The following is a 21,966-nucleotide window of genomic DNA, read 5'->3' as shown; positions in this document are numbered from 1 at the left end:
GCACTCCCGTGCGGCCCCTCCCCGCACTCACGTGCGGACCCTGATACTCCGTCCGGCGGCGCGAATGTCCTGTCGCGCCCAGCCTCGCGCCGTCGGACGGCAACCACCACACGGCTCACCGGCCCGAGGCGCCGGGTACGGACGGTCCCGTACCCGGCGCCTCGCCTGTTCTCCGGGTGCGGAGACGGCCGCCGCGCAGCAGCCTGAGGACATGGACTTTCCCAGCATCGTTGTGCACGCTCCGGCACTGGACGGGTCGCGGCGGGTCACCGCCGGGGACGAGACGCTCGGTATCGCCTACCACCTCGACGACGTCGTCGAGATCCTGCGGCACGCCGACGTCGACCTCGACGAGGTCGAGGTCGAGGCGACCGACATCATCGACTGGCAGGGCGGCGGGCCGGACGACTGGCCCGGGCTCTCGGAGCACCCCGGGCACCCCGCGCAGCCGTCCCACTGAGGGCGCGGAAGGACCCCCGGCGTACGCAACCGGGCGTACCCGCCCTACGGAACCCTCAAATCAACCTCTGAACACCGTCCCGGGGGCTTCAACTCCCCCCGGATGAGGCACATTCTCGGCACACGGGGCCCGCCGGCACGGGGGCGGCGGGCTCCGGAACGGGGGTACGGAAGTACGGGGGTACGGGGGCACGGGGGATCGGAAGTACGGGGGTACGGGGTACGGGGGAACCACCGAGAACAGCGGCGCGGCGGTCGAGGGGCGAGCCCCGGACCGCCGCGCCGCTGCGTGACGTTCAGCCGCGGGACCGGCCGGCGCCGGCCGCCCTCGGGTTCTTCAGGAACGGCAGGACGTGGCCCAGGAAGAGGTCCGGGCGCTCGTTGTACGGCTCGTGGGCGGTGGGCAGCACCACGCTCGACGTCCGCACGGGAAGCGCGCCGAGCGCCCTGCGGCCGTCCAGCACGGCCGGGACCACCGGGTCGCGCCGGCCCCACAGGAGCAGGATCGGCACGTCCAGGGCGGCCGGGTCCGCCATCCCGAAGCCGGGGTCGACGAGACCGCGCCAGAGCGCGCAGTGCACGGCGAGCCGCACCTCGTCGTCGGGCAGGCGCCGGACGCGCGCGAAGGTCGCCCGGGCGCTCGGCGTACCGAGCCGGCCCAGGTACGCGCGGGCCAGCGGGACGACCAGCCGACGGGCCCGCTCCGGCCGCCCCATCACCTCGCGGCAGAACCAGCGGGTGAGGGCGGTGTGCCGGGTGAAGCCCGCCGGATCGACGAGGACGAGCGCGGTGACCGTACGGCTGTGGCGGCCCTCGGCGAGGCGGCAGGCCACGTAGCCGCCGACGCTGTTGCCGAGTACGGCGATCTCGCGCACCCCGTGCTCGTCGGCGAGCGCGTCGAGGACCCGCTCCGCGGCCTCCACCAGTCCTTCGGGGGTGACCAGGTGCGGTTGGGGTGCGGTGGAGTCGCCGTAGCCCGGCCAGTCGACGACGAACGTGCGAAGACGGTCGGCGAGGGCGGGCAGGACGGCGTCGTAGTCGCGGCCGTCCCCGGGGTTGGCGTGCAGGAGCAGCAGGGCGGGGGCGCCGGGGGTGCCGTGGCAGCGCACGGCGAGGTCGCCGAGGGGCGTGGGGACGGTCATCCGCATGGGGCGAGGATGCCGGGTCGGGGCACGGTGTGAACAGAGCGCCGCCGCCGGGCGGCCGTGTCCGCGGGCCCGGGCCCGGGGAAGCGGCTCTGTCCGCCGGGCGGCCGCCGGGACGGGAAGCGGCACAGCCCGCCGCGCGCGCCGTGGCCGCCGGCACGGGAAACGGCCCGGGCGGCCGGGCGACGGCCGGCACGGAAAACGGCTCCGGGCGATCGCCTGCACGGAAAACGGCTCTGTCTTCCCGGCGACCGCCGGCACGGGAAGCGGCACAGCCCGCCGCGCGCGCCGTGGCCGCCGGCACGGGAAGCGGCCCGGGCGGCCGCGGGCACGGGAAGCGGCACAGCCCGCCCGGCGGCTGCGGGCACGGTGCGGGCCCGCCGCGGACGCTGAGCGGTCGACCGCGCGCGAAAGGGGCGGCCCACCTTCCGGTGAGCCGCCCCGTCCGGGAGTCGGCGGTATCGCCCCCGTGGCGCTGCCGGTGTCGACGCCGTGTCAGACCTTCAGGGTCTTGATCGAGGTGGGCGCGTGGCCCGGCTCGGTGGCGAGCTCCTCGAACTCGACGACGTTGCCGATGTCGTTCGTCGTGGACATCGCGATGTTGGTGACCCGCTCCAGGATCGCCTCGACGACCACGGGGACCTGGTGTTCCGCGGCGAGCTTCTTGGCCTGCTCGAAGGCGGCGCCCAGCTCGGCCGGGTCGGTCACGCGGATCGCCTTGCAGCCCAGGCCCTCGGCGACCTTGACGTGGTCGACACCGTAGACGCCCAGTTCGGGCGAGTTGATGTTCTCGAACTCCAGCTTGACCTGGAAGTCGATGTCGAACGCCCGCTGGGCCTGGCGGATCAGGCCGAGGTAGGCGTTGTTCACCAGCACGTGGACGTACGGGATCCGGTGCTGTGCGCCGACGGCGAGTTCCTCGATCATGAACTGGAAGTCGTAGTCGCCGGAGAGCGCCACGACCTGCGCGTCGGGGTCGGCCTTGGCGACGCCGAGCGCGGCCGGGATCGTCCAGCCGAGCGGACCCGCCTGGCCGCAGTTGATCCAGTGCCGCGGCCGGTAGACGTGCAGCATCTGCGCGCCGGCGATCTGCGAGAGGCCGATGGTGGAGACGTAACGCGTCTCCGGTCCGAAGGCCTTGTTCATCTCCTCGTAGACGCGCTGCGGCTTGATCGGGATGTCGTCGAAGTGCGTACGGCGCTGGAGCGTGGCCTTCTTCTCCTGCGCGGAGGCGGCCCACGCGGAACGGTCGGGCAGCCTGCCCGCCGCCTTCAACTCCCGTGCCACCTCGACGAACAGCTCCAGCGCGGCCCTGGCGTCGGAGGCGATGCCGTAGTCCGGGGCGAAGATCTTGCCGATCTGGGTGGGCTCGATGTCGACGTGCACGAAGGTGCGACCGGCCGTGTAGACGTCCAGTTTGCCGGTGTGGCGGTTGGCCCAGCGGTTGCCGATGCCGAGGACGAAGTCGGACTCCAGGAAGGTCGCGTTGCCGTAGCGGTGCGAGGTCTGCAGACCCACCATGCCGGCGTTGAGCTCATGGTCGTCGGGGAGGATGCCCCAGCCCATCAAGGTCGGGACGACCGGAGTGCCCGTCAGTTCGGCGAACTCCACGAGGAGTTCGCAGGCGTCGGCATTGATGACACCGCCGCCCGCGACGATCAGCGGCCGCTCGGACGCGTTCAGCAGCCCGATCGCCTTCTCGATCTGGGCGCGGCTGGCGGCCGGCTTGTACGCCTGGAGCGGCTCGTATGTCTCCGGGTCGAACTCGATCTCGGTGAGCTGGACGTCGATGGGCAGGTCGATCAGGACGGGGCCGGGGCGACCGGACCGCATCAGGTGGAAGGCCTGCTGGAAGACGCCGGGGACCTGTGCCGCCTCCAGGACGGTGACCGCCATCTTCGTCACCGGTTTGGCGATGGAGGCGATGTCGACGGCCTGGAAGTCCTCCTTGTGGATCACGGCGGTCGGGGCCTGGCCGGTGATGCACAGGATCGGGATGGAGTCGCCGATGGCGGAGTAGAGACCGGTGATCATGTCGGTTCCGGCGGGGCCGGAGGTGCCGATGCAGACGCCGATGTTGCCCGGGTGGGTCCGGGTGTAGCCCTCCGCCATGTGCGAGGCGCCCTCGACGTGCCGGGCGAGGGTGTGGTTGATCCCGCCGGATGCCTTGAGAGCCGCGTAGAAGGGGTTGATCGCCGCACCCGGCACGCCGAAAGCGTTGCTGACGCCCTCGCGCTTGAGGATCTCGACTGCCGCGCGGGCAGCGGTCATACGAGCCATGGAGTACTCCTGCTTCGGCTGTCGGATTCGCGCTCCCGTCGCGCCCCGCGGAGAGCTGTTGATTCCTTTGCGGTTCCGCGGCGGACCCTCGGGCCCCTCAGCCCATGGATTCCACATTGCGGAAAATAACTTCTACTATCTGGAAGCAATGTAGGCGGCGTGATGAGGGGCGTCAAGAGCGGGCCGGGCGGGGACCCCGACGGTGGACGTCGAACCGTTTCGCCGCCTTCGAACCTCCGGCAGGAGGACGATGGGAACGCTGTCCCGACGTGACGACCTGGAGTGGGCCATGGCCGAGAGCGTGCCGGTGAGGTGTCCGGCCTGCCGACGCGAGCACCTCTACGCGGCACCGCCCTATCCCTGCGTGTGCGGCGCGCCCGTCACGCCCGAACTGGACCGCCTCGCGAACCCGTCGCCCGTCACGCACCGCATCTGGGACGAGGAGTGGGCCACGGTCCGGTGCCGCGCCTGCGGCCACGTCGCCCAGTGGCCGCACCCCGAGCTGGGCTGCCCCTGCGGCACGACACTGCGCATCCCGGTGGTCCCGCCGGCCCGGACCGGCACGGCGGACACGGCACCGGAGGGCGGGACACGAGAGGACGCGGCACCGCGGGACGGCATCGACTCCGGCGACGGCAAGGGCGGGAGGGGTCGCGGCCGGGCGGACGCGGAGACGGCGCGCACCCCGGGCGTACCCGCCGCGGGAGTCCCGGACGCCGACGCGGCAGGGGTCCCGGACATGGGCGCGGCAGGGAGCCCGGGGTCGAGCACGGCCGGGGGCCCGGGGTCGAGCGCGGTCGAAGGCCCGGGCTCCGACCCGGCAGGGGGCCCGGGTTCCGGCGCGGTGAAGCGTCAGGGTTCCGGGGGCGAGCAGAGGCGCGGCCCGGCACGGGTCTCGAAGGGCGCGGCTCGCCGGCCGGGCAACCCCACGGGGGCGCTAAGGCCGGCGTTCCAGCCGGTCACCATCCGTACCGCACGGGACGCGGTCACGGCCGCGGCGCTCTACCTGCGCTGGCTCGGCTACCGCGACATCCGGCGGGCGGACCAGCGTCCGCCGTCCGGGATCGGGCTGGCCGCCCGCGGCATCCTGGCCCAGGTGGACCCCACCGTGCGCCCGGCCTCGGTGCGCGACGTCGAGTGCCTGTGGCTGACGGCCATGACCGAGTCGGCGGGCTGCGTCTACTTCTCCCTGGCGGGCTACGCCGACGAGGCCCGCGCCCGCGCGGACAGCCTCGGGATCCCCCTCTTCGTCCTCGACCTCACGGGAACCCCTCAACCCGTGAACACCGTCGCGGACGAACTCGCCGTCTCCGGCGCGTGACACACACACCTGCCGCACCGGCCGACTCACCGTGCACTCGACAATTCGCACAACAAGTCGGACGGGATTATCGGCGAAAACTCCGGCACGAGAAACAGGCGCCGCCGCTATACTCGCTCCCCTGGATATACGGCTTCGGGGGATGATGACACATGGCCGGTGATCCATATTCGCCTCGCCACGGCGAGCATGATCAGAATTCTAATGATCCGCACAACCGCCGCCCGCACCGCTTCAGGCGCTGGGCGAATGAGCCACCACCCGAGCCCGCCGAAGCCATTGCGGCCGTACTGCATCTGCTCGGCGGCATCGCGATCAAAAGGGCCCAGATGCCGCGGCCGCTGCACCTCGACCTGCTCACCTTCGACGAAGTCGTCCGCTATTTCGTCGAGGACCGTCCGCCCGCACCCGAGGTGCACCACGGCGCCCTCCTGACCGGGAAAGGGCTTTCACGCGGAATCCCGTGCTTCCAACTGTTCGTCGACCGCCACGACCACCCCTGCCTGACCCCTTCAGGAGCCCCCTACGGGCGCTTCATGGTGGCGCAGCGGATGGACGACGAACTCCGATCCCTGCTCGCCGGCCGCGAACTCGTCATCTTCACCTAGACCCCCGAGGAGGGAACGATGTTGAAATGGGCGAGCGCGGCCGCCGGACTGATCCTGGCGGCAGGCATGCTCCTGGCAACCTTCCGTATACGACGGAGGCAGCGCTCGAATCGGACGTTGAATGAAGACGGCCTGAACCAGTGGTTCCGTCGACACAGGTAGAAAGAACCGCAAGAAAACGAACATCATCGGGGGAAAGAGAAATATGGATCCGCTTTCCATCGCCGCCGCCGTGGCCCTTTTCGGCTACATAGCGGTGGTCATCGTCGCCATCACCATCGAAATCGTCACAGAATGGTTCCAGGCCCGTGGAAGGATCAAGGCCGAGAACTCTCACGCCATCGCATTCACACTCGCCGAGCGCATCGCGAACCAGGACTACGTGAAGGTGGGAGGCGTATTCAACAAGACCTCCGCCGCCGCGAGCACCAGGGTCGTCCAGGGCTTCTTCGACCCGGCTTCCGGCCGACTGCTCGATGCCCGTGCGCTGGCCAGCACACGGCAGCCGAGCCGGCAGATCGTGCAGAACCACGCGGCGGGCCGCGGTCTCGTCGTGTACGAGTGAGGGGGCGGCATGGAACCGATCAGCCTCATCCTGCTCCTCCTGGCGGGCGGCCTCGCCACCGGCGCCGTACTGGCCCTGCTGACGTGGGACATGGTGGATGCGTGGATCTCCGCACAGGCCATGCGGGGCGGGTACGCCGAGATCCTCTCCACCCGCCTGGCCGGCGGGGACTACCACGTGGTCAGCGGAGTCTTCGCACCGAACGGCGTCCGCACGGCCACCAGGACGTGGGACACCCACGCCCTGGACCCCGAACTCGCCCGCAGACTCGGCACATCGGGGGGTGTCATCCGTGTCAGGACATGAGCCTCGGCCGACGAACCGCGACGGTCACCCCGATCCCTGGACCGCGCCGCAGCTCTTCCTCGCCGGGTTCCCCGAAGAAGTACCCGAGTTGGAGATGGTGAAGTTCCGGGTGCGTCTGTTCGCCATGCTCGGCGACCTCGTCCGCCGCTACCGCCCCGCGCCCTTCACCTTCAGCGCGGGATACGGCCACGACCTCGCCCACGCGAGCCAGGCGGGCGCTCCGCCATCGGTCACCGGCACACCGCCCCCTGCGTCATCGGGTGCGGCCCCCTCCCCGGAGCTACGGACGCCTGGGCTCAGCGCGGTCCAACCGCTCTACACCTTCGACCAGTTGGTACTCCCGCAGGCCACGATCGACCGGCTCCTCGACTGCGTGTCGCTCGTGGAGGTGGCTCCGCTCGTCTTCGACACCTGGAACCTGCGGTCGATCGAGCCCAATCCGTCCACGGCGGTGAACTTCCGCGGACCGCCGGGCACGGGCAAGACCATGGCCGCCCACGCCATCGCGCACCGGCTCGGAAGACGCATGCTGTCCTGCCGGCTGTCGGATCTCGAAAGCAAGTACCACGGCGACGGGCCCAAGAACCTCGCCGCGCTGTTCGCCTCGGCCAGGGAACAGAACGCGGTCCTGTTCATCGACGAGGCCGAGTCACTGCTCTCGCGCCGGTTCGCACAGCCACAGCAGGCGGCGGAGAGCGCCATCAACTCCATGCGCACGGAACTGCTGATGGCGCTCGACACCTTCACCGGTCTGGTCGTCTTCGCCAGCAACCTGCCCCACAGCTACGACGCCGCCATCGAGTCCCGGCTCATGCATGTCGACTTCGCCCTGCCGGACCGGTCCGCCCGCATGCGGATCTGGCAGACCCATCTGCCCCCGGAACTGCCGGTGCGGGACGACGTGTCGGTCGACGAACTCGCCGACGTCGCCGACGTATCGGGCCGCGACATCAAGCTGGCGGTCATCCTCGCCGCGATCGGCACGGCCCGCCGAAAGCTCGGCGCGGTCGGACAGGACACCTTGCTGTCCGCTCTTGAGGAGCAGCGTGCCCCCGCGGCTCCGGACTCGCACGGCGCCTATGCCCCGCCGCATCCGGCGGCCACGACGGCGGAACTGTCCGACACGGACAAGGAGTCGGTCGCCGAGCGGCTCCGCCACGCCCTGGGCGGGGAGGCGACGTCCGCGACGGAGGAGGGAGCCGACGGCCGGAAGGACACCGTCGATGCCGCCGGGGAGGCCGGCTGACCCGCACCCCGTCACCGCTCCCGCGCGGCCTCCTCCCGCAGTTCGATCTTGCGGACCTTTCCGGAGACCGTCATCGGGAAGGCGTCCAGGATGCGCAGGCGGCTGGGGATCTTGTAGTGCGCGAGCTGTCCCTCGCAGAAGCCGCGCAGTTCCTCCAGGGTCAGCGGGTCGTCCGGGTCGCGCGGGATGACGCAGGCGAGCACCTCCTCGCCGTAGCGTTCGTGGGGCACTCCGACCACCTGGACGTCGGCGATCTTCGGGTGGGCGTACAGGAATTCCTCGATCTCGCGGGGGTAGACGTTCTCGCCACCGCGGATGATCATGTCCTTGATGCGGCCGACGATCTCCACATAGCCGTCCTCGCGCATCACCGCGAGGTCGCCGGTGTGCATCCAGCGGCCGGGGTCGACGGCTTCGGCGGTCTTCTCCGGCTCGTCCCAGTAGCCGAGCATCACGCTGTAGCCACGGGTGCACAGTTCGCCCGGTTCGCCGCGCGGCAGCGTGATGCCGCCGACCGGGTCGACCACCTTCACCTCGATGTGCGGCAGGACCCGTCCGACGGTGCCGGTGCGGTGTTCGAGGTCGTCGTCCATCCGGGTCTGCAGGGCCACCGGGGAGGTCTCGGTCATGCCGTAGCCGATGGACACCTCCCGCATGTGCATCTCGGCGACGACCCGCTTCATCACCTCGACCGGGCAGGGCGAGCCCGCCATGATGCCGGTGCGCAGGGAGGACAGGTCGTACGTCGCGAAGCCGGGCAGGTTCAGTTCCGCGATGAACATGGTGGGGACGCCGTACAGGGACGTGCACCGCTCCCGCTGCACGGCCTCCAGCGTGGCCGCCGGGTCGAACGACGGGGCCGGGATGACGATGCACGCGCCGTGCGAGGTGGCCCCCAGGTTCCCCATGACCATGCCGAAGCAGTGGTAGAAGGGCACGGGCAGGCAGACCCGGTCCTGCTCGGTGTAGCCGACGGTGCGGCCCACCCAGTAACCGTTGTTGAGGATGTTGTGGTGCGAGAGCGTCGCGCCCTTGGGGAAGCCGGTGGTGCCCGAGGTGTACTGGATGTTGACCGGGTCGTCGCAGCTCAACTCGGCCGCGGCGGCGGCCAGTCGCTCCGCGGGCACGGCGGCCGCACCCGCCGTCAGCGCGTCCCAGGACGGATCGCCGATGTACACCGTCTCCCGCAGCTCCGGGCACTTCTCGCGGACCTGGTTGACCAGCGCGCGGTAGTCGCTGCTCTTGTGCTCCTGCGAGGCGACGAGCACCGAGATCCCCGCCTGCTTCAGCACGTACTCCAACTCGTGTGCGCGATAGGCGGGGTTGATGTTCACCATGATCGCGCCGATCCGGGCGGTCGCGTACTGGACGAGCACCCACTCGGGGCAGTTGATCGCCCAGATGCCGACGCGGTCGCCCTTGAGCACGCCCTTGGCGAGCAGTCCGCGCGCCACCTCGTCGACCGCGGCGCCGAACTCGGCGTACGTCCAGCGGCGTCCGGAGGGCACGTCCACGAGGGCTTCGCGCTCCGGGTGCGCGGCGATCGCCCGGTCCAGGTTGGCGCCGATCGTGTCGCCCAGCAGGGGTGTGGTGCTCGTGCCGTGGGCGTAGGACAGTTCTGTCACCGGAAGTCCTCCTCGCGGTACTCGGCGGCGGATCCCGCGGCCGTGGCCTCACGCAGTTCGATCCGGCGGATCTTGCCGGAGACGGTCTTGGGGAGCTCGCCGAACTCCAGGCGGCGGATGCGCTTGTAGGGGGCGAGGACGGTACGGGAGTGCTCGAAGAGCACCTTGGCCGTGTCGGGACCGGGCTCGTACCCCGCCGCGAGGACGATGTACGCCTTCGGGACGGCCAGCCGCAGCTCGTCGGGGGCGGGGACCACGGCGGCCTCCGCGACCGCCTCGTGCTCCAGCAGGGCGCTCTCCAGCTCGAACGGCGAGATCTTGTAGTCGCTGGCTTTGAACACGTCATCGGCGCGGCCCACGTACGTGATGTAACCGTCCTCGTCCCGGGAGCCGATGTCCCCGGTGCGGTAGTAGCCGCCGGCCATCGCCTCCGCCGTGCGGTCGCCGTCCCCGTGGTAGCCGGTCATCAGGCCGACCGGGCGGTCCGACAGGTCGAGCGAGATCTCGCCCTCCGCCGCTCCCGGCGCGCCGGTCACCGGGTCGAGCAGTTCGACGCGGAAGCCGGGGCAGGGCCGCCCCATGGAGCCCGTCTTGAGCTTCTGCCCGGGGCTGTTGGAGACCTGGACGGCCGTCTCGGTCTGTCCGAAGCCGTCCCGGATGGTGACACCCCAGGAGCGCCGGACCTGCTCGATGACCTCGGGGTTCAACGGTTCCCCCGCGGCGACGGCCTCGCGGGGCGGCGTCCGCAGCTGGGTCAGGTCGGCCTGGATGAGCATCCGCCACACCGTGGGCGGGGCGCAGAAGGTGGTGACGCCCGCCCGGTCCATCTCCGTCATCAGCCGGCCCGCGTCGAAGCGCGTGTAGTTGTGGATGAACACGGTCGCCTCCGCGTTCCACGGCGCGAAGAGGTTCGACCACGCGTGCTTGGCCCAGCCGGGCGAGGAGATGTTGAGGTGCACGTCGCCGGGCTTGAGCCCGATCCAGTACATGGTCGCGAGGTGTCCGACCGGGTAGGAGACGTGGGTGTGCTCGACCAGCTTGGGGCGGGCGGTGGTACCCGAGGTGAAGTAGAGCATCAGCGGGTCGTCCGCGAGGGTGGGACCGTCGGGTTCGAAGGCCGCGTCCGCCGTGTACGCCTCCTCGTACGGGAGCCAGCCGGGGCGGGCGCCGCCGACCGCGATCCGGGTGTAGCGGCCCGGCACGTCGTCGAACTTCTCCGCGTCGTCGGAGCGGACGACGACGTGCCGCACCCGGCCCCGCTCGACCCGGTCACGCAGGTCGGCGGCGCCGAGCAGCGGGGTGGCCGGGATGACCACGGCCCGCAGCTTCATCGCGGCGAGCGCCGTCTCCCACAGTTCGACCTGGTTGCCGAGCATGACGAGGACACGGTCCTCGGCGCCCACGCCCTGCGCGCGCAGCCAGTTGGCGACCCGGTCCGAGCGCTCGGACATCGCGGCGAAGGAGACCTCGGTGCGGTCGCCGTCCTCCTCCACGATGTGCAGGGCGGTCCGGTCGTTGCCGCGTGCGACGACGTCGAACCAGTCGAGCGCCCAGTTGAAGTGCTCCGGGCGGGGCCAGCGGAAACCCTCGTAGGCCGTGAGGTAGTCCTCGCGGTGCTCCAGCAGGAAGTCCCGCGCGGCGCGGAACTCGTCCGTCGCGCCCGTCGTCGCCGTCATGTGTCCTCCTCGTTGCCGGACCGCCGCCTAACATCGTGTATTCCGTGATGCAGGTCTCACCACCCCCGGACGGGGGGTGCGCCGCGAAGAGGGGGCGAACAGGTGGCAGCAGACGCAGCCGAGGCAGTGGAGATGCGTGGTGCGCTGGTGCGGCTGCGCCGCGCGACGGGGCTGCCGGTCGCCTTCGGCGGCCTGGTCGATCCCGGGCGCCGGCACGTGCGCATCAGCGAACTCAGCGGCACCGCGACGGCCGCGCTCAGCGCGCTCGCCGTCTCCTCGGGGAACGGACTGGGCGGCAAGGCGGTGGCCCTGGCCCGGCCCTGCGCGGTGACCGACTACTCGACCTCGCGGCAGATCAGCCACGAGTACGACGTGGCCGTCGCCACCGAGGGGCTGTGCTCCGTCCTCGCGGTGCCCGTCGTCGTACGCCGGCGGGTGCGCGGTGTGCTGTACGGCGCCCTGCGGACGGCTCAGCCCCTGGGCGACCGCACGCTCGGCGCGGCGGTCGCGGCGGCCCGGGACGTGGAGCAGGCGCTGGTCGTACGGGACGAGGCGCGGGACCTGCTCGCCGTCGCGCGCAGGCAGGAGCCGTCGGTGACGGACGGTGCATGGGAAGAGGTCCGAGAGGCCCACGGGGCGCTGCGCGCGATGGCTCCGCGGATCGCCGACCCGGCGCTGCGGGACGAACTCCTCGCCGTCTGCGGGCGGCTGGCCGACGCGGCGGCGCCGTCCGTGCCGGTGCGGGAGGCGGGGCGCACGGCGCGGGAGGTGGGTCTCGCGCCCCGCGAGCTGGACGTCCTCGCCTGTGTCGCGACGGGGGCCACCAACGCGGTCGCCGCGCAGCGCCTCGGGCTGCGTCCGGAGACGGTGAAGGGGTATCTGCGCGCGGCGATGCGGAAGCTGGGCGCGCACACCCGTCTGGAGGCGGTGGTCGCGGCGCGCCGGGCGGGGTTGCTTCCCTAGCCGCGCGGTGGCCTGCGGGGTCCGCCCGTGGTGCGGAGTGATCTGCGGGGTCCGTCCGTACGGGGCGGGGTGACCTGCCGGGTCCGCCCGTACGGGGCGGGGTGACCTGCCGGGTCCGCCCGTACGGGGCGGGGTGACCTGCCGGGTCCGCCCGCCATGCGGAGTGGCCTGCCGGGTCCGCCCGTACGGGGCAGGCCGGGGCTTCTTCCCCGCGCGGCGGACGGGTCACCTCCCGCGGGCGGTGCTCCCGCCGGCGAGGGGCGGCTGTCGCGCGTGAGTCGCGGGGCTCCGCACGAACCAGAAGAGGGATGCGGGGCTCCGCACGAACCGGCGGGGGTGTGGTGCTCCTGCGCGCGAGCCGCGTGCGACCCACGGAGCTGCGCCCGTGCGCAGGTTGCGGTGGTGCGCCCGTGCGCGATCCCGGCGCGCCCGGCGGGGTTTCCTCGGCCCGCGCACGGGCAGGCGTCCGCCCGTGCGCGACAGATGGGACCACCCCGCAGCGCGGGACCGCTCCCGTGGCGCGAACAGGGCCTGTCCGGGCCCGGGAGAGCCTCCGGCGGCACCGGACGGAAGGGGGCCGCGACGCGGAGAAGGCCCCGGCCGGCGGGCGGGAGCGCTCCCCTTCTGCGGCTGTCCATTCAGTCCGCTCGGCACTGAAATCAGTTATGCGGCAGGCTTGTTATTTCCCTCACCATGTCGACAGTCCGAAATTCAAAGAGTCGTTGCCTAATATTGGCCCGGACACGACACACGAGGGGAGCGGTGACCGTGCGAGGGGACCTCAACGAACCTGCCAGACCCCGCCCCGACCTGGTCATCGGCCGGGAGGAACTCTTCACCGAGGCGCGTGCGCAACTCTCCGGCGGTGGCAGTGTGCTGGTGCACGGCCCCGCGGGAATAGGAAAGTCGACCGTCCTGCGGTCATTGGCCGCGGAATGCGCCGAAACGGCACGGACCGTGTTGAGGTGCTCCGCCACCGAGTCCGAATCCCATCTCCCGTTCCTCGCGCTCGCCGACCTCTTCGGCCTGGTCGTCGACGAGGTCTCGGACGGGCTCCCCGCGCCGCAGCGCACGGCCCTGGAGTCCGCCCTCACCGGCCGCGGCGAGTCCACCCTCCAGCGCGACGGTCTGGCGCTGCGGCTCGCCGTGCTGTCCGTGCTCCGCGCCCTGGCCGCCCGGGGCCCCGTGCTGATCGTCGCCGACGACCTCCAGTGGCTCGACCCGGCCAGTGCCGAACTGCTCGGATTCGCCGCCCGCCGCCTGGGCGGTGTGCCCGTACGGATGCTGTGCGCCGTACGCACCGAGACCGAGTCGCAGGAACTGCAGACGGACCGCTATCTACGCGCGTCTCCTCCGGACACCCTCGCCCTGCGGATCAACCCGCTCACCCGCGCCCATGTGGCCCGGCTCCTCGACCGGCGCGGTCACACCGGCCTGACCCGCTCGACCGTGCGGGACATCCACCGCACCAGTGGCGGCAACCCTCTCTTCGCACTCGAACTGGGTCGCGCCCTCGCCGAGTCCCGTACCCCGCCGAGTCCGGGCGAGCCCCTGCCCGTGCCGACGTCCCTGCGGGCGCTCGTCCTCAGTCGGCTGGACATGCTGTCCGCGGAGGCCCGTCGCACCCTGCTCGTGGCGAGCGCGGGGGCCCGGCCGACCCTGGCGCTGCTGCACGCGGCGGGCCGTGCGAACGCCGAGGCCGACACCGCGTCGGCGGCGGCGCTCGGACTGCTCGCCACGGAACGCGAGACACCGGGCATCCGGTTCGCGCACCCCTTGGTGTCCGCCGCGCTGTACGCGGAGGCGAGCGCCCAGGAGCGGCGGGCCGCGCACACCGCCCTGTCCACGGCCGCCTCCGACCCCATCGAACGCGCCCGGCACCTCGCCCTGGCGACCACCGGGACGGACCCGGGCGTCGCCGCCCGGCTCGGTGACGCCGCGGCCGCCGCCCGGGACCGGGGCGCGCCCTCCGTCGCCGCGGGCCTCGGACTGCTGGCCGCCCGGCACACCCCGCCCGATGCCGTGCCCGGCCCCGACCAGCGCCGCCTCCAGGCCGCGGAGGACGCGCTGACCGCCGGAGAGACGGATCTCGCGCGGGACATCGCGCGTGAGGTGCTGTCCCACGCCACCGGGCCCGCGGACCGGGTACGGGCCTGGATCGTCGTCATCGACGCGGCGGGGCAGGCCATGGCGGAGGTCGACGCGGTCTTCCCGCAGGCGCTCGCGGACGCGGGCGAGGACCCCGGGCTGCTCGCCCTGGTCCGCTACCAACTGGCCTGGCGGGCCCTGCTCGTGGAGGGCGAGATGGCCAAGGGCCGCGAGGAGGCGGCGAGTGCGGCGCGGCTCGCGGCGCGCGCCGGTGACCGGCGCACCGAGCTCCTGGCGCTGGGCTTCCAGGCGCAGATGGAGACCCTGATGGGCCACCCCGGCGCCCCGGGGACCATCCAGCGGGCGATGCGCGAGCCGCAGGACCCGCGGGTGGCCTGCGACCACAACGGCGCGGGTGCCGCCCGCTTCCGCTGGCTGATCATGGGCGACCGGCTGGCCGAGGCCCGTACGACGATCACCGCGCTGCTGCGCGAGGCGCAGCGCCGCGGGATGGTCGAGAGCGAGGTGCACTTCCTGCGCGGGCTCGCGGAGACCGAGCTGCGCGCCGGGCACTGCGGCCGGGCGCTGGACCTGGCCCGGGAAAGCCTGCGGCTCGCCCGTGACACCGGGATCGGGGAGGCGGCCACCGCCATGTTCACCTCGCTCGCCGAGGCGGCCGGCGGCGACGTGGACCGGGCGCTCGCGCTCGCCCGGGAGGCCGTGGACCGCGCCGAGGAGGACGGCGACCTGGTCTACCTCTCGCGCGCCCTGGGTGCTCTCGGGCACGCCCGGCTGGTCGCCGGTGACGCGGCCGGGGCCGTGCAGTCCCTGCGCCGGGTACGGGAGTTGGAGCGCAACCTCGGCGTCGTCGATCCCGCGCGCGGGCGCTGGCACGGCGACCTCGCCGAGGCACTCGTGCGCGTCGGTGAGGTCGTGGAGGCGCAGGACGTCATCGACGTGACCCGCGAGCGGGCACTGCGGCTGGAACGCGAGAGCGTGCTGGCGGTCCTGGACCGAGCCGAGGCCCTCGTCCGCGCCGCTCGTGGCGAACAGGGTCCCGCCGAACGGCAGTTGGCCTCCGCGCAGGACCGACTCGCCAAACTGGGCTACGGCCTGGAGGAGGCCCGCGCGGCGTACGCGCTCGCCGCCCTGCGCACCTTCCCGCAAGCCCTCGGCTTCGCGCGGGCGGCTGGGACCGCTGTCCCCGGGCCCACCTCGTACGACGAGGCGGCCCGGCTCTTCCGTCGCTGCCGGGCCCTCCCCTGGCTCCGCCAGGTCGAGGCGGCGTCCGCCGCGGGTGCTCCCGCGCCGCCGCTCGCGCCCGCGGCTCTGGACACCCTCGCGGCGACCGAGCGGCAGGTCGCCGCGCTCGTCATGGAGGGCGCCACCAACCGCGAGATCGCCGGGCGGCTCTTCATCAGCGTCAAGACGGTCGAGGCGACCCTCACCCGGGTGTACCGCAAGCTCGGCATCCGTTCCCGGGTCGACATCGTGCGCCTGGCGGCGGAGCGCAGACCGGGCTGACGCGCCGCCCCGCCGAACGAGGCCGGCCGGACGCCCGGTACACCGGGCACACCCGGCCGGAGGACACCGGCCGACCGGAACTGCGGCCGCCCCGAGAACCCGGCCGAGCGGAACACCGGGCGAGCGAGGCCCGGCCCGGCGGCCGGCCCCCGCTCCGCGCGCGCCCGGCACGGCGGAGTACCGGCGAGCGGTGCACCAGCTGACCGTAGGCCCCTGCCGCGCAGAGCGCCTGACGACTCGGCGCCCGGCCTGACGATCGGCCACGTCGAACCCGGAACCCACGGCCCCACCAGCTCCCGACGGCCGGGCCGCGTCGAACCCCCGACCCACAACCCCACCCAGCTCCCGACAGCCGGGCCTCGTTCGAGCTCCGGGTGCTCGGAGAACCGACCGAGCCGGCACCCGGCTGGGCGGACGACCGGTGGGGCGGCGCACCGGCCGGACGGAAGGCCCGGACGGGCGGAGCGCCCGGCCGGTTCGGGAGCCCTCGGCAGCGGAGGGCCGGCCAGGGCGGGAGCCCGCCGCAGCGGAGGGCCGGCGAGGTCGGGAGCGGGCCGCGGCACGCGGTGGCCGGGCCCGCGCGCACTACCCGTTCGGCCGAACCCTGCCCCGCGCACGACCCGTTCGGCCGAACGGGCCCGAGGAGCAGGTCCGTTCGGCCGAACGGGCGTACCGGAAGCGCCCTTTGCATCCGAACGGAGCAGCGCGGGCGCCCCGTTCGGCGCAACGGCGCGGGACGGCGGAGCGTTCGGCCGAACGGCCGAACGGCGGCCGAGCCCCGTCGCAGGACCGAACGGGCGGCACAGCACGCCAAACCCCACCCCGCCCGTCCAAGGGTTTTCCCTCCCCCAATCCCCCTAGGGGGTTCCCTCATTGGGCAGCGGCGGCATCCGCTTCTAGCGTGATCCACGTGCCGCTCGCTCGGGCACACGGCTCCCCAGCCAGGGGCGTCGTGCACCACCCCCCACCCGCGCGTCCCCCCACCGGCAAACCTCCGAGGAGACCCATGTTCGGGCTCAACCGCGCCAAGAAGACAGCCGCCGTCTGCGCGGCGACCGCTGCCGCCGCCACGACCGCCCTGCTCGGTGCCCCCTCCGCCGTGGCCCTCCCGCAGCCGATCGTCGGCGGCACGGCGACCACGACGACCGCGTACCCGTTCATGATGCAGATCACGGACGCCTCCCAGAAGCAGTTCTGCGGGGGCACCCTGGTCGCCGCCGACAAGGTCGTCACCGCCGCCCACTGCATGGTCGGCGAGACCACGGGCAGCATCCGCGTCGTCGGCGGCAGAACCTATCTGAACGGCACGAACGGCACCGTCAGCAAGGTCAGCAAGATCTGGATCAACCCCGACTACACGGACGCCTCCAACGGCGACGACGTGGCCGTACTGACCCTGTCCACGTCGATGCCGTACGCCACCGCGAAGTACGTCTCCTCCTCGGACACCGGCGTGTACGCGACCGGCGCCACCGCCCGCGTCATCGGCTGGGGCACCACCTCCGAGAGCGGCGCCTCCTCCAACCAGCTGCGCACGGCGACCGTGCCGACCGTGTCCGACTCCAGCTGCGCGAGCTCGTACGGCTCGGACTTCGTGGCCTCGGACATGGTCTGCGCCGGGTACACCTCGGGCGGTGTCGACACCTGCCAGGGCGACAGCGGCGGCCCGCTGCTCATCGGCGGCGTCCTGGCGGGCATCACCTCGTGGGGCGAGGGATGCGCGGAGGCCGGCTACCCGGGCGTCTACACCCGTCTGACCACGTTCTCCGGCCTGGTGACCGCACAGGTCAACTCCTAGCCGGCGCCCACCCCGGCCGTCGGGCCGGCCACGAATTCCTGAGGCATTCCTCAGGTGAGAGCCAGGGGGCGCTGCGAGCCTCCACGAGCGGTCCGCAGCGCCTCCTGTCCAACCCCTCCGCCTGCCGGCGGTCAGCTTCCCCGCGGTACCCCGACTGACCGCCGGCACCTCGTGGATCCACACCCGCACCGGCTCGGCCGGGATCCGGTACGCGTCGACGAAGGCGCCGTCCCCCGGACCGCATGCCTCGCCGAGCACCGCCTGTTTGAATGGGGCCCGTTGGGGGTGATGGACATGGTGTCCACGGACCGTTTCCTGGCCTTCGCCGCGATGTCGCTGCTGGTGATCGTGATTCCCGGACCCAGCGTGCTGTTCGTCATCGGGCGGGCACTCGCGCACGGCCGGCGCACCGCGGTGGCGACGGCGCTCGGCAACGTCGTCGGCTCGTATCTGCTGGTCGTGGCCGTCGCCTTCGGCATCGGGTCGCTGGTGGAGCGTTCGGTGACGGTGTACCTCGCCGTGAAGCTGGCCGGCGCCGCCTATCTCGTGTTCCTGGGCGTGCAGGCGTTCCGGCACCGCAAGGAGATGAAGGCCTCCACGATCCGGACGGACGCCGCGGCTCCGCCCCGTGGCGACCTCCGCACGCTCCTGGACGGCGCGCTGGTGGGGGTCACCAACCCCAAGGGCATCGTCTTCTTCGCCGCGGTGCTCCCCCAGTTCGTCGACCACGCGGCGGGGCACGTGCCGTTGCAGATGCTGCTGCTCGGCCTGGTCCCCATCTCGATCGGCCTGGTCACGGACACGCTGTGGGGCCTGACCGCGTCGGCGGCCCGCGCCTGGTTCGCCCGCTCCGACCGCCGCCTCTCCCTGATCGGCGGCGCGGGCGGCTTCACGATGATCGGGCTCGGCGTGACGGTGGCGGTGACGGGCCGCGCGGACTGACTCCCGGGCTCGCCCAGGGAGTCAGGCCCGTACGACGGTCCCGAACCGGATGTCGTACGTCTTCCCCGGCTCCCCCTCGTGCAGGACGCCGAGCATCCGCTGCCCCTCCTCGGTCACCTCGGCGCGCTGCGCCCTGGTCAGGGTGCCGAACGGCTCGATGACGAGGGCGTCCTCCGTCAGCTTCCACACCCCTGCCAGGAAGCCGTCGACGAGCAGGGTGCAGTACGCCTGGTTGCCCTGCCAGGAGCGCCCCTTGAGGTCGGCGGGCACCACCCGGGTGCGGTCGGCGTGGGACAGCAGCAGATTGTCGAACTCGGGCAGGAACCGCGGCGGGGCGGGGGTGTCCGCGTCCGGGCGGGGCGCGTCGGGGAGGTCGAAGAGTTCGACGCCGTGTTCGTCGCGGAAGACGAGCAGCCGGGGCCGGAGCCGTTCGAAGACCTCGCGCAGGCGGGTCAGGCCGGCCCAGGTCTGCATGTCCTTGACCGAGGCGGGGCCGAAGGCGCGGAGATAGCGCAGGACGGCCTCGTCGGGAGCCGGGGCCGGTTCGGCGGGGCGGCCCAGCCAGTGTTCGGCGGTCGTGAGCGCGACCTGTCCGCTCTGCCCCCACAGGCCGCGCGGGGTGACCTGGACGAGCGGCAGCCGGCAGCGGGCGGCGACCGACAGCGCGAAGGGATCGGCGTCCGGCCAGTCGGCCAGCAGCGCCTCACGCAGCTGCTTCATGGTGCGCGGCTCCGCCTCCACCAGTTCACGGGCGACCGCGGCGAGCCGGTCCAGGTCGACGCCGGTCAGCCCCTTGCGGAAGGTGACGAGCTCGCGGTCGCGGGCGGCCTGCACGAGGGGGCGCAGGGTGAGGGCGTCGGCGGCGGTGTGGATGGTGGAGCGCAGAGTGACGATGCGGACGACCTCCCGGTCGGCCATGAGCCGGGACAGCGCGTGCGGCGCGAATCCTTCGAGGCGGGCGGCGAGCGCGTAGTACGGCGGCTTCACGTTCTGCGCCTGGAGACCGAGCAGGTGCTCGACGGCGGCCTTCGCGGACAGCGGGGACCGGCGGAGCAGGAGCTGGCGGTCGAGGGTCGCGCGGTTGAGCGCGCGGGTGCCGAGCACGGGGGCCGTCGTGGTCGTCTTCGTCATGCTCCGCACGCTAACCCCACTTGCGGACAACCCTTGTCCTCAATTCTCACCGGATCCCCGAGGGAGCGGGCACCCCAGGACGTTTGCCCCGTATATCCTGCTCCGTGATCACACAGACGCGCGTTCGACGGAGGAGGCAGCCGCGATGTCCGACCGGCGTGCCCGCCCGACCTCGAAGAACGGCCGCGACGCGGGCGATGCCGTGGACGCCCGGGGCGGGAAGGACACCCGGATGTCCGCCTGGCGGCGCGCCCTGAACCCGCCCGCCGCACCGCCCCCGTCGTCCTCCGCACCCCGCTCCGAAGCGCCGGTGCCGGATCCCGCCGACATGGGCAGCGTCGTGCAGGCGGCGCTGTACCGCGACGGCGTCCGCGTCTCGACGCCCGCGTCGCTGGCCGACACCTTCCGTGAGCTGCGCGAGCAGCCGGCCGGGATGGCGTGGATCGGCCTGGCCCGTCCCACCGAGTCGGAACTCCTGTCACTGGCGGCGGAGTTCGACCTGCATCCGCTGGCCGTCGAGGACGCGATGGAGGCCCATCAGCGTCCGAAGCTGGAGCGCTACGGCGAGACCCTCTTCGTCGTGCTGCGCGCGGCGCGGTATCTGGACGCGCCCGAGGAGGTCGACTTCGGCGAGCTGCACGTGTTCGTGGGGCCCGACTTCGTGATCACGGTCCGGCACGAGGCGGCGCCGGACCTCTCCGCGGTGCGCCGCCGTATGGAGGACACCCCGGAGCTGCTGAAACTCGGCCCGGAGGCCGTGCTGTACGCGATCCTCGACTCCGTCGTCGACGGGTACGTGCCGGTGGTCGCCGGCGTCCAGAACGACATCGACGAGATCGAGACCGAGGTGTTCCGCGGCGACCCGGAGGTCTCCCGCCGCATCTACGAACTCTCCCGCGAGATGGTGGAGTTCCAGCGCGCCACCCGCCCGCTGGTCGGCATGCTGCACGGCCTGATGGCGGGCTTCGCCAAGTACGGCACCGACGAGGAGCTCCAGCGCTACCTCCGTGACGTCGCCGACCACGTCACCCACACCAGCGAGCGGGTCGACGGCTTCCGCCAGGCCCTCACCGACATCCTCACCGTCAACGCCACCCTGGTGACCCAGCAGCAGAACGCCGAGATGCGCGCGCTGGCGGAGGCGGGCTTCGAGCAGAACGAGGAGATCAAGAAGATCTCGGCCTGGGCGGCCATCCTCTTCGCACCGACCCTCGTGGGCACGATCTACGGCATGAACTTCCAGAGCATGCCGGAACTGCACTGGGGTTTCGGGTACCCGTTCGCGATCGGCCTGATGGGCGTGGTGTGCGTGAGCCTGTACGTCATCTTCAAGCGGCGCGACTGGCTCTGAGGGCTGTCCCGTGCTCCCCGGCGGGCGCACGACGACAGCTACGGCACCTCGCCGCGTTGGAGGGCCGCCCGAATACGCCCCGTATGAGGACGGCCGCCCCCTGCCTTCGGCGGGGGGACCCCCACCGCCTTGCGATGCACCGCATCCGACGCCGCGCGCCGATCCACCAGGGAGCACGGGACACCCTCAGGGCTGTCCGGGACCGGCCTCGGCGGGAGAGCCGGGGCGTCCGTCCGGTGCCCGCGGCCGGGTGCGTATGCTCGCCGCCGTGTCCGCACGACCAGGAGGAGCACGGTGTTCGAGTACGAGAAGGACGGCGCGGCGATCTACCGCGAGTCCTTTGCCACCATCCGCGCCGAGGCGGACCTCGCGGGACTGCCCGCCGACGTCTCCCGGGTCGCGGTGCGGATGATCCACGCCTGCGGGATGGTCGACCTCGTCGGTGACATCGCGTACTCGGCCGGTGTGGTGGCCCGCGCCCGTGAGGCCCTGCGCTCGGGAGCGCCCGTTCTCTGCGACGTGTCCATGGTCGCCAGCGGGGTGACCCGCAAGCGGCTGCCCGCCGGCAACGACGTGATCTGCACCCTCTCCGACCCTGCCGTGCCGGACCTGGCCGCGAAACTGGGCACCACGCGCAGCGCCGCGGCACTGGAGCTGTGGCGGGACCGGCTGGAGGGTGCCGTCGTCGCGGTCGGCAACGCGCCCACCGCGCTGTTCCGGCTGCTGGAGATGATCGAGGAGGGTGCGCCCCGTCCGGCCGCCGTCATCGGCGTGCCCGTGGGCTTCGTCGGCGCCGCCGAGTCGAAGGACGCGCTCGCCGCGCACCCCTCCGCCCTGGAGTACCTGGTCGTCCGGGGCCGTCGCGGCGGCAGCGCCATCGCGGCCGCCGCCCTCAACGCGATCGCGAGCGAGGAGGAGTAGCGGGCCGCGGGCCCGCG

At 72.6% G+C, this 21,966-nt stretch carries 17 protein-coding genes; 12 read left to right on the top strand and 5 right to left on the bottom strand.

Translation table 11 applies throughout. From position 1 onward, the window contains the following. Positions 1–211 precede the first annotated feature (211 nt). Entirely contained in the window at positions 212–460 is a 249-nt protein-coding gene (locus ACSYGO_RS35195; RefSeq protein WP_095937383.1) for a hypothetical protein, read from the top strand. Between the two features lie 295 nt (positions 461–755). Here ACSYGO_RS35195 and ACSYGO_RS35190 read toward each other — a convergent pair whose 3' ends face one another. Both ACSYGO_RS35190 and gcl read right to left on the bottom strand, forming a co-directional pair. Then, complete coding sequence (locus ACSYGO_RS35190; RefSeq protein ID WP_426682633.1) at positions 756–1,607, bottom strand: alpha/beta fold hydrolase; 852 nt, start codon at positions 1,605–1,607, stop codon at positions 756–758. A gap of 492 nt (positions 1,608–2,099) precedes the next feature. Then, positions 2,100–3,884, bottom strand: a complete 1,785-nt coding sequence (gene gcl / locus ACSYGO_RS35185; RefSeq protein ID WP_460388998.1) for a glyoxylate carboligase — start codon at positions 3,882–3,884, stop codon at positions 2,100–2,102. A 430-nt stretch (positions 3,885–4,314) separates the two neighbouring features. Here gcl and ACSYGO_RS35180 point away from each other — a divergent pair, with 430 nt between their 5' ends. The 5 genes from ACSYGO_RS35180 (at position 4,315) to ACSYGO_RS35160 (ending at position 7,930) form a co-directional block, all read left to right on the top strand. Continuing rightward, positions 4,315–5,205 (top strand): hypothetical protein, encoded by an 891-nt coding sequence (locus ACSYGO_RS35180; RefSeq protein WP_460389796.1) that lies wholly within the window; start codon positions 4,315–4,317, stop codon positions 5,203–5,205. 152 nt (positions 5,206–5,357) lie between these two features. After that, the gene (locus ACSYGO_RS35175) at positions 5,358–5,813 is read left to right on the top strand and encodes a hypothetical protein (protein ID WP_460388997.1); all 456 of its coding nucleotides are present in this window, start codon (positions 5,358–5,360) and stop codon (positions 5,811–5,813) included. Positions 5,814–6,018: 205 nt separating this feature from the next. Then, positions 6,019–6,378, top strand: coding sequence for a hypothetical protein (locus ACSYGO_RS35170; RefSeq protein ID WP_426682630.1), 360 nt, complete (start codon positions 6,019–6,021; stop codon positions 6,376–6,378). A gap of 9 nt (positions 6,379–6,387) precedes the next feature. Further along, positions 6,388–6,684 (top strand): hypothetical protein, encoded by a 297-nt coding sequence (locus tag ACSYGO_RS35165; protein WP_426682629.1) that lies wholly within the window; start codon positions 6,388–6,390, stop codon positions 6,682–6,684. Beyond that, positions 6,671–7,930: an ATP-binding protein gene (locus tag ACSYGO_RS35160; protein WP_460388996.1), complete on the top strand. Its 1,260-nt coding sequence runs from the start codon at positions 6,671–6,673 to the stop codon at positions 7,928–7,930. Before ACSYGO_RS35165 ends, ACSYGO_RS35160 begins: the two co-directional genes overlap by 14 nt. Positions 7,931–7,941: 11 nt before the next feature. Here ACSYGO_RS35160 and ACSYGO_RS35155 read toward each other — a convergent pair whose 3' ends face one another. Beyond that, positions 7,942–9,588, bottom strand: a complete 1,647-nt coding sequence (locus ACSYGO_RS35155) for an AMP-binding protein (RefSeq protein WP_460389795.1) — start codon at positions 9,586–9,588, stop codon at positions 7,942–7,944. Next, on the bottom strand, positions 9,552–11,231 hold the full coding sequence (locus tag ACSYGO_RS35150; RefSeq protein ID WP_426682627.1) for an AMP-binding protein: 1,680 nt from the start codon (positions 11,229–11,231) through the stop codon (positions 9,552–9,554). The genes ACSYGO_RS35155 and ACSYGO_RS35150 overlap by 37 nt, the downstream gene beginning before the upstream one ends. Before the next feature lie 102 nt (positions 11,232–11,333). On the opposite strand from ACSYGO_RS35150, the gene ACSYGO_RS35145 reads away from it, so the two are divergent. From ACSYGO_RS35145 to ACSYGO_RS35130, 4 genes are all read left to right on the top strand, one after another. Beyond that, the gene (locus ACSYGO_RS35145; RefSeq protein ID WP_426682626.1) at positions 11,334–12,194 is read left to right on the top strand and encodes a helix-turn-helix transcriptional regulator; all 861 of its coding nucleotides are present in this window, start codon (positions 11,334–11,336) and stop codon (positions 12,192–12,194) included. A gap of 762 nt (positions 12,195–12,956) precedes the next feature. After that, a complete protein-coding gene (locus tag ACSYGO_RS35140) occupies positions 12,957–15,806 on the top strand; it encodes a helix-turn-helix transcriptional regulator (RefSeq protein ID WP_460388993.1) in 2,850 nt (949 codons plus the stop codon). Between the two features lie 1,006 nt (positions 15,807–16,812). Further along, entirely contained in the window at positions 16,813–17,604 is a 792-nt protein-coding gene (locus tag ACSYGO_RS35135) for a S1 family peptidase (RefSeq protein WP_426682624.1), read from the top strand. Positions 17,605–17,898: 294 nt separating this feature from the next. Beyond that, a complete protein-coding gene (locus ACSYGO_RS35130) occupies positions 17,899–18,546 on the top strand; it encodes a LysE family translocator (RefSeq protein WP_359501189.1) in 648 nt (215 codons plus the stop codon). Positions 18,547–18,567: 21 nt separating this feature from the next. Here ACSYGO_RS35130 and ACSYGO_RS35125 read toward each other — a convergent pair whose 3' ends face one another. After that, positions 18,568–19,677 (bottom strand): winged helix DNA-binding domain-containing protein, encoded by a 1,110-nt coding sequence (locus ACSYGO_RS35125; RefSeq protein ID WP_460388990.1) that lies wholly within the window; start codon positions 19,675–19,677, stop codon positions 18,568–18,570. Between the two features lie 145 nt (positions 19,678–19,822). On the opposite strand from ACSYGO_RS35125, the gene ACSYGO_RS35120 reads away from it, so the two are divergent. Further along, a complete protein-coding gene (locus ACSYGO_RS35120; protein ID WP_426682621.1) occupies positions 19,823–21,028 on the top strand; it encodes a magnesium and cobalt transport protein CorA in 1,206 nt (401 codons plus the stop codon). A gap of 294 nt (positions 21,029–21,322) precedes the next feature. Beyond that, a complete protein-coding gene (locus ACSYGO_RS35115; protein WP_426682620.1) occupies positions 21,323–21,949 on the top strand; it encodes a precorrin-8X methylmutase in 627 nt (208 codons plus the stop codon). The last annotated feature ends 17 nt before the right edge of the window (positions 21,950–21,966 follow it).

This window comes from Streptomyces krungchingensis (assembly GCF_054729265.1).
This window is presented reverse-complemented; position numbering and strand designations above follow the sequence as displayed.

Excerpts from the sequence above, each read along its gene's own strand:
- ACSYGO_RS35195 (WP_095937383.1), top strand. The coding sequence starts at position 212 with ATGGACTTTCCCAGCATCGTTGTGCACGCTCCGGCACTGGACGGGTCG.
- ACSYGO_RS35190 (WP_426682633.1), bottom strand. The coding sequence starts at position 1,607 with ATGCGGATGACCGTCCCCACGCCCCTCGGCGACCTCGCCGTGCGCTGC.
- gcl (WP_460388998.1), bottom strand. The coding sequence starts at position 3,884 with ATGGCTCGTATGACCGCTGCCCGCGCGGCAGTCGAGATCCTCAAGCGC.
- ACSYGO_RS35175 (WP_460388997.1), top strand. The coding sequence starts at position 5,358 with ATGGCCGGTGATCCATATTCGCCTCGCCACGGCGAGCATGATCAGAAT.
- ACSYGO_RS35170 (WP_426682630.1), top strand. The coding sequence starts at position 6,019 with ATGGATCCGCTTTCCATCGCCGCCGCCGTGGCCCTTTTCGGCTACATA.
- ACSYGO_RS35165 (WP_426682629.1), top strand. The coding sequence starts at position 6,388 with ATGGAACCGATCAGCCTCATCCTGCTCCTCCTGGCGGGCGGCCTCGCC.
- ACSYGO_RS35150 (WP_426682627.1), bottom strand. The coding sequence starts at position 11,231 with ATGACGGCGACGACGGGCGCGACGGACGAGTTCCGCGCCGCGCGGGAC.
- ACSYGO_RS35135 (WP_426682624.1), top strand. The coding sequence starts at position 16,813 with ATGTTCGGGCTCAACCGCGCCAAGAAGACAGCCGCCGTCTGCGCGGCG.
- ACSYGO_RS35130 (WP_359501189.1), top strand. The coding sequence starts at position 17,899 with ATGGTGTCCACGGACCGTTTCCTGGCCTTCGCCGCGATGTCGCTGCTG.
- ACSYGO_RS35125 (WP_460388990.1), bottom strand. The coding sequence starts at position 19,677 with ATGACGAAGACGACCACGACGGCCCCCGTGCTCGGCACCCGCGCGCTC.
- ACSYGO_RS35120 (WP_426682621.1), top strand. The coding sequence starts at position 19,823 with ATGTCCGACCGGCGTGCCCGCCCGACCTCGAAGAACGGCCGCGACGCG.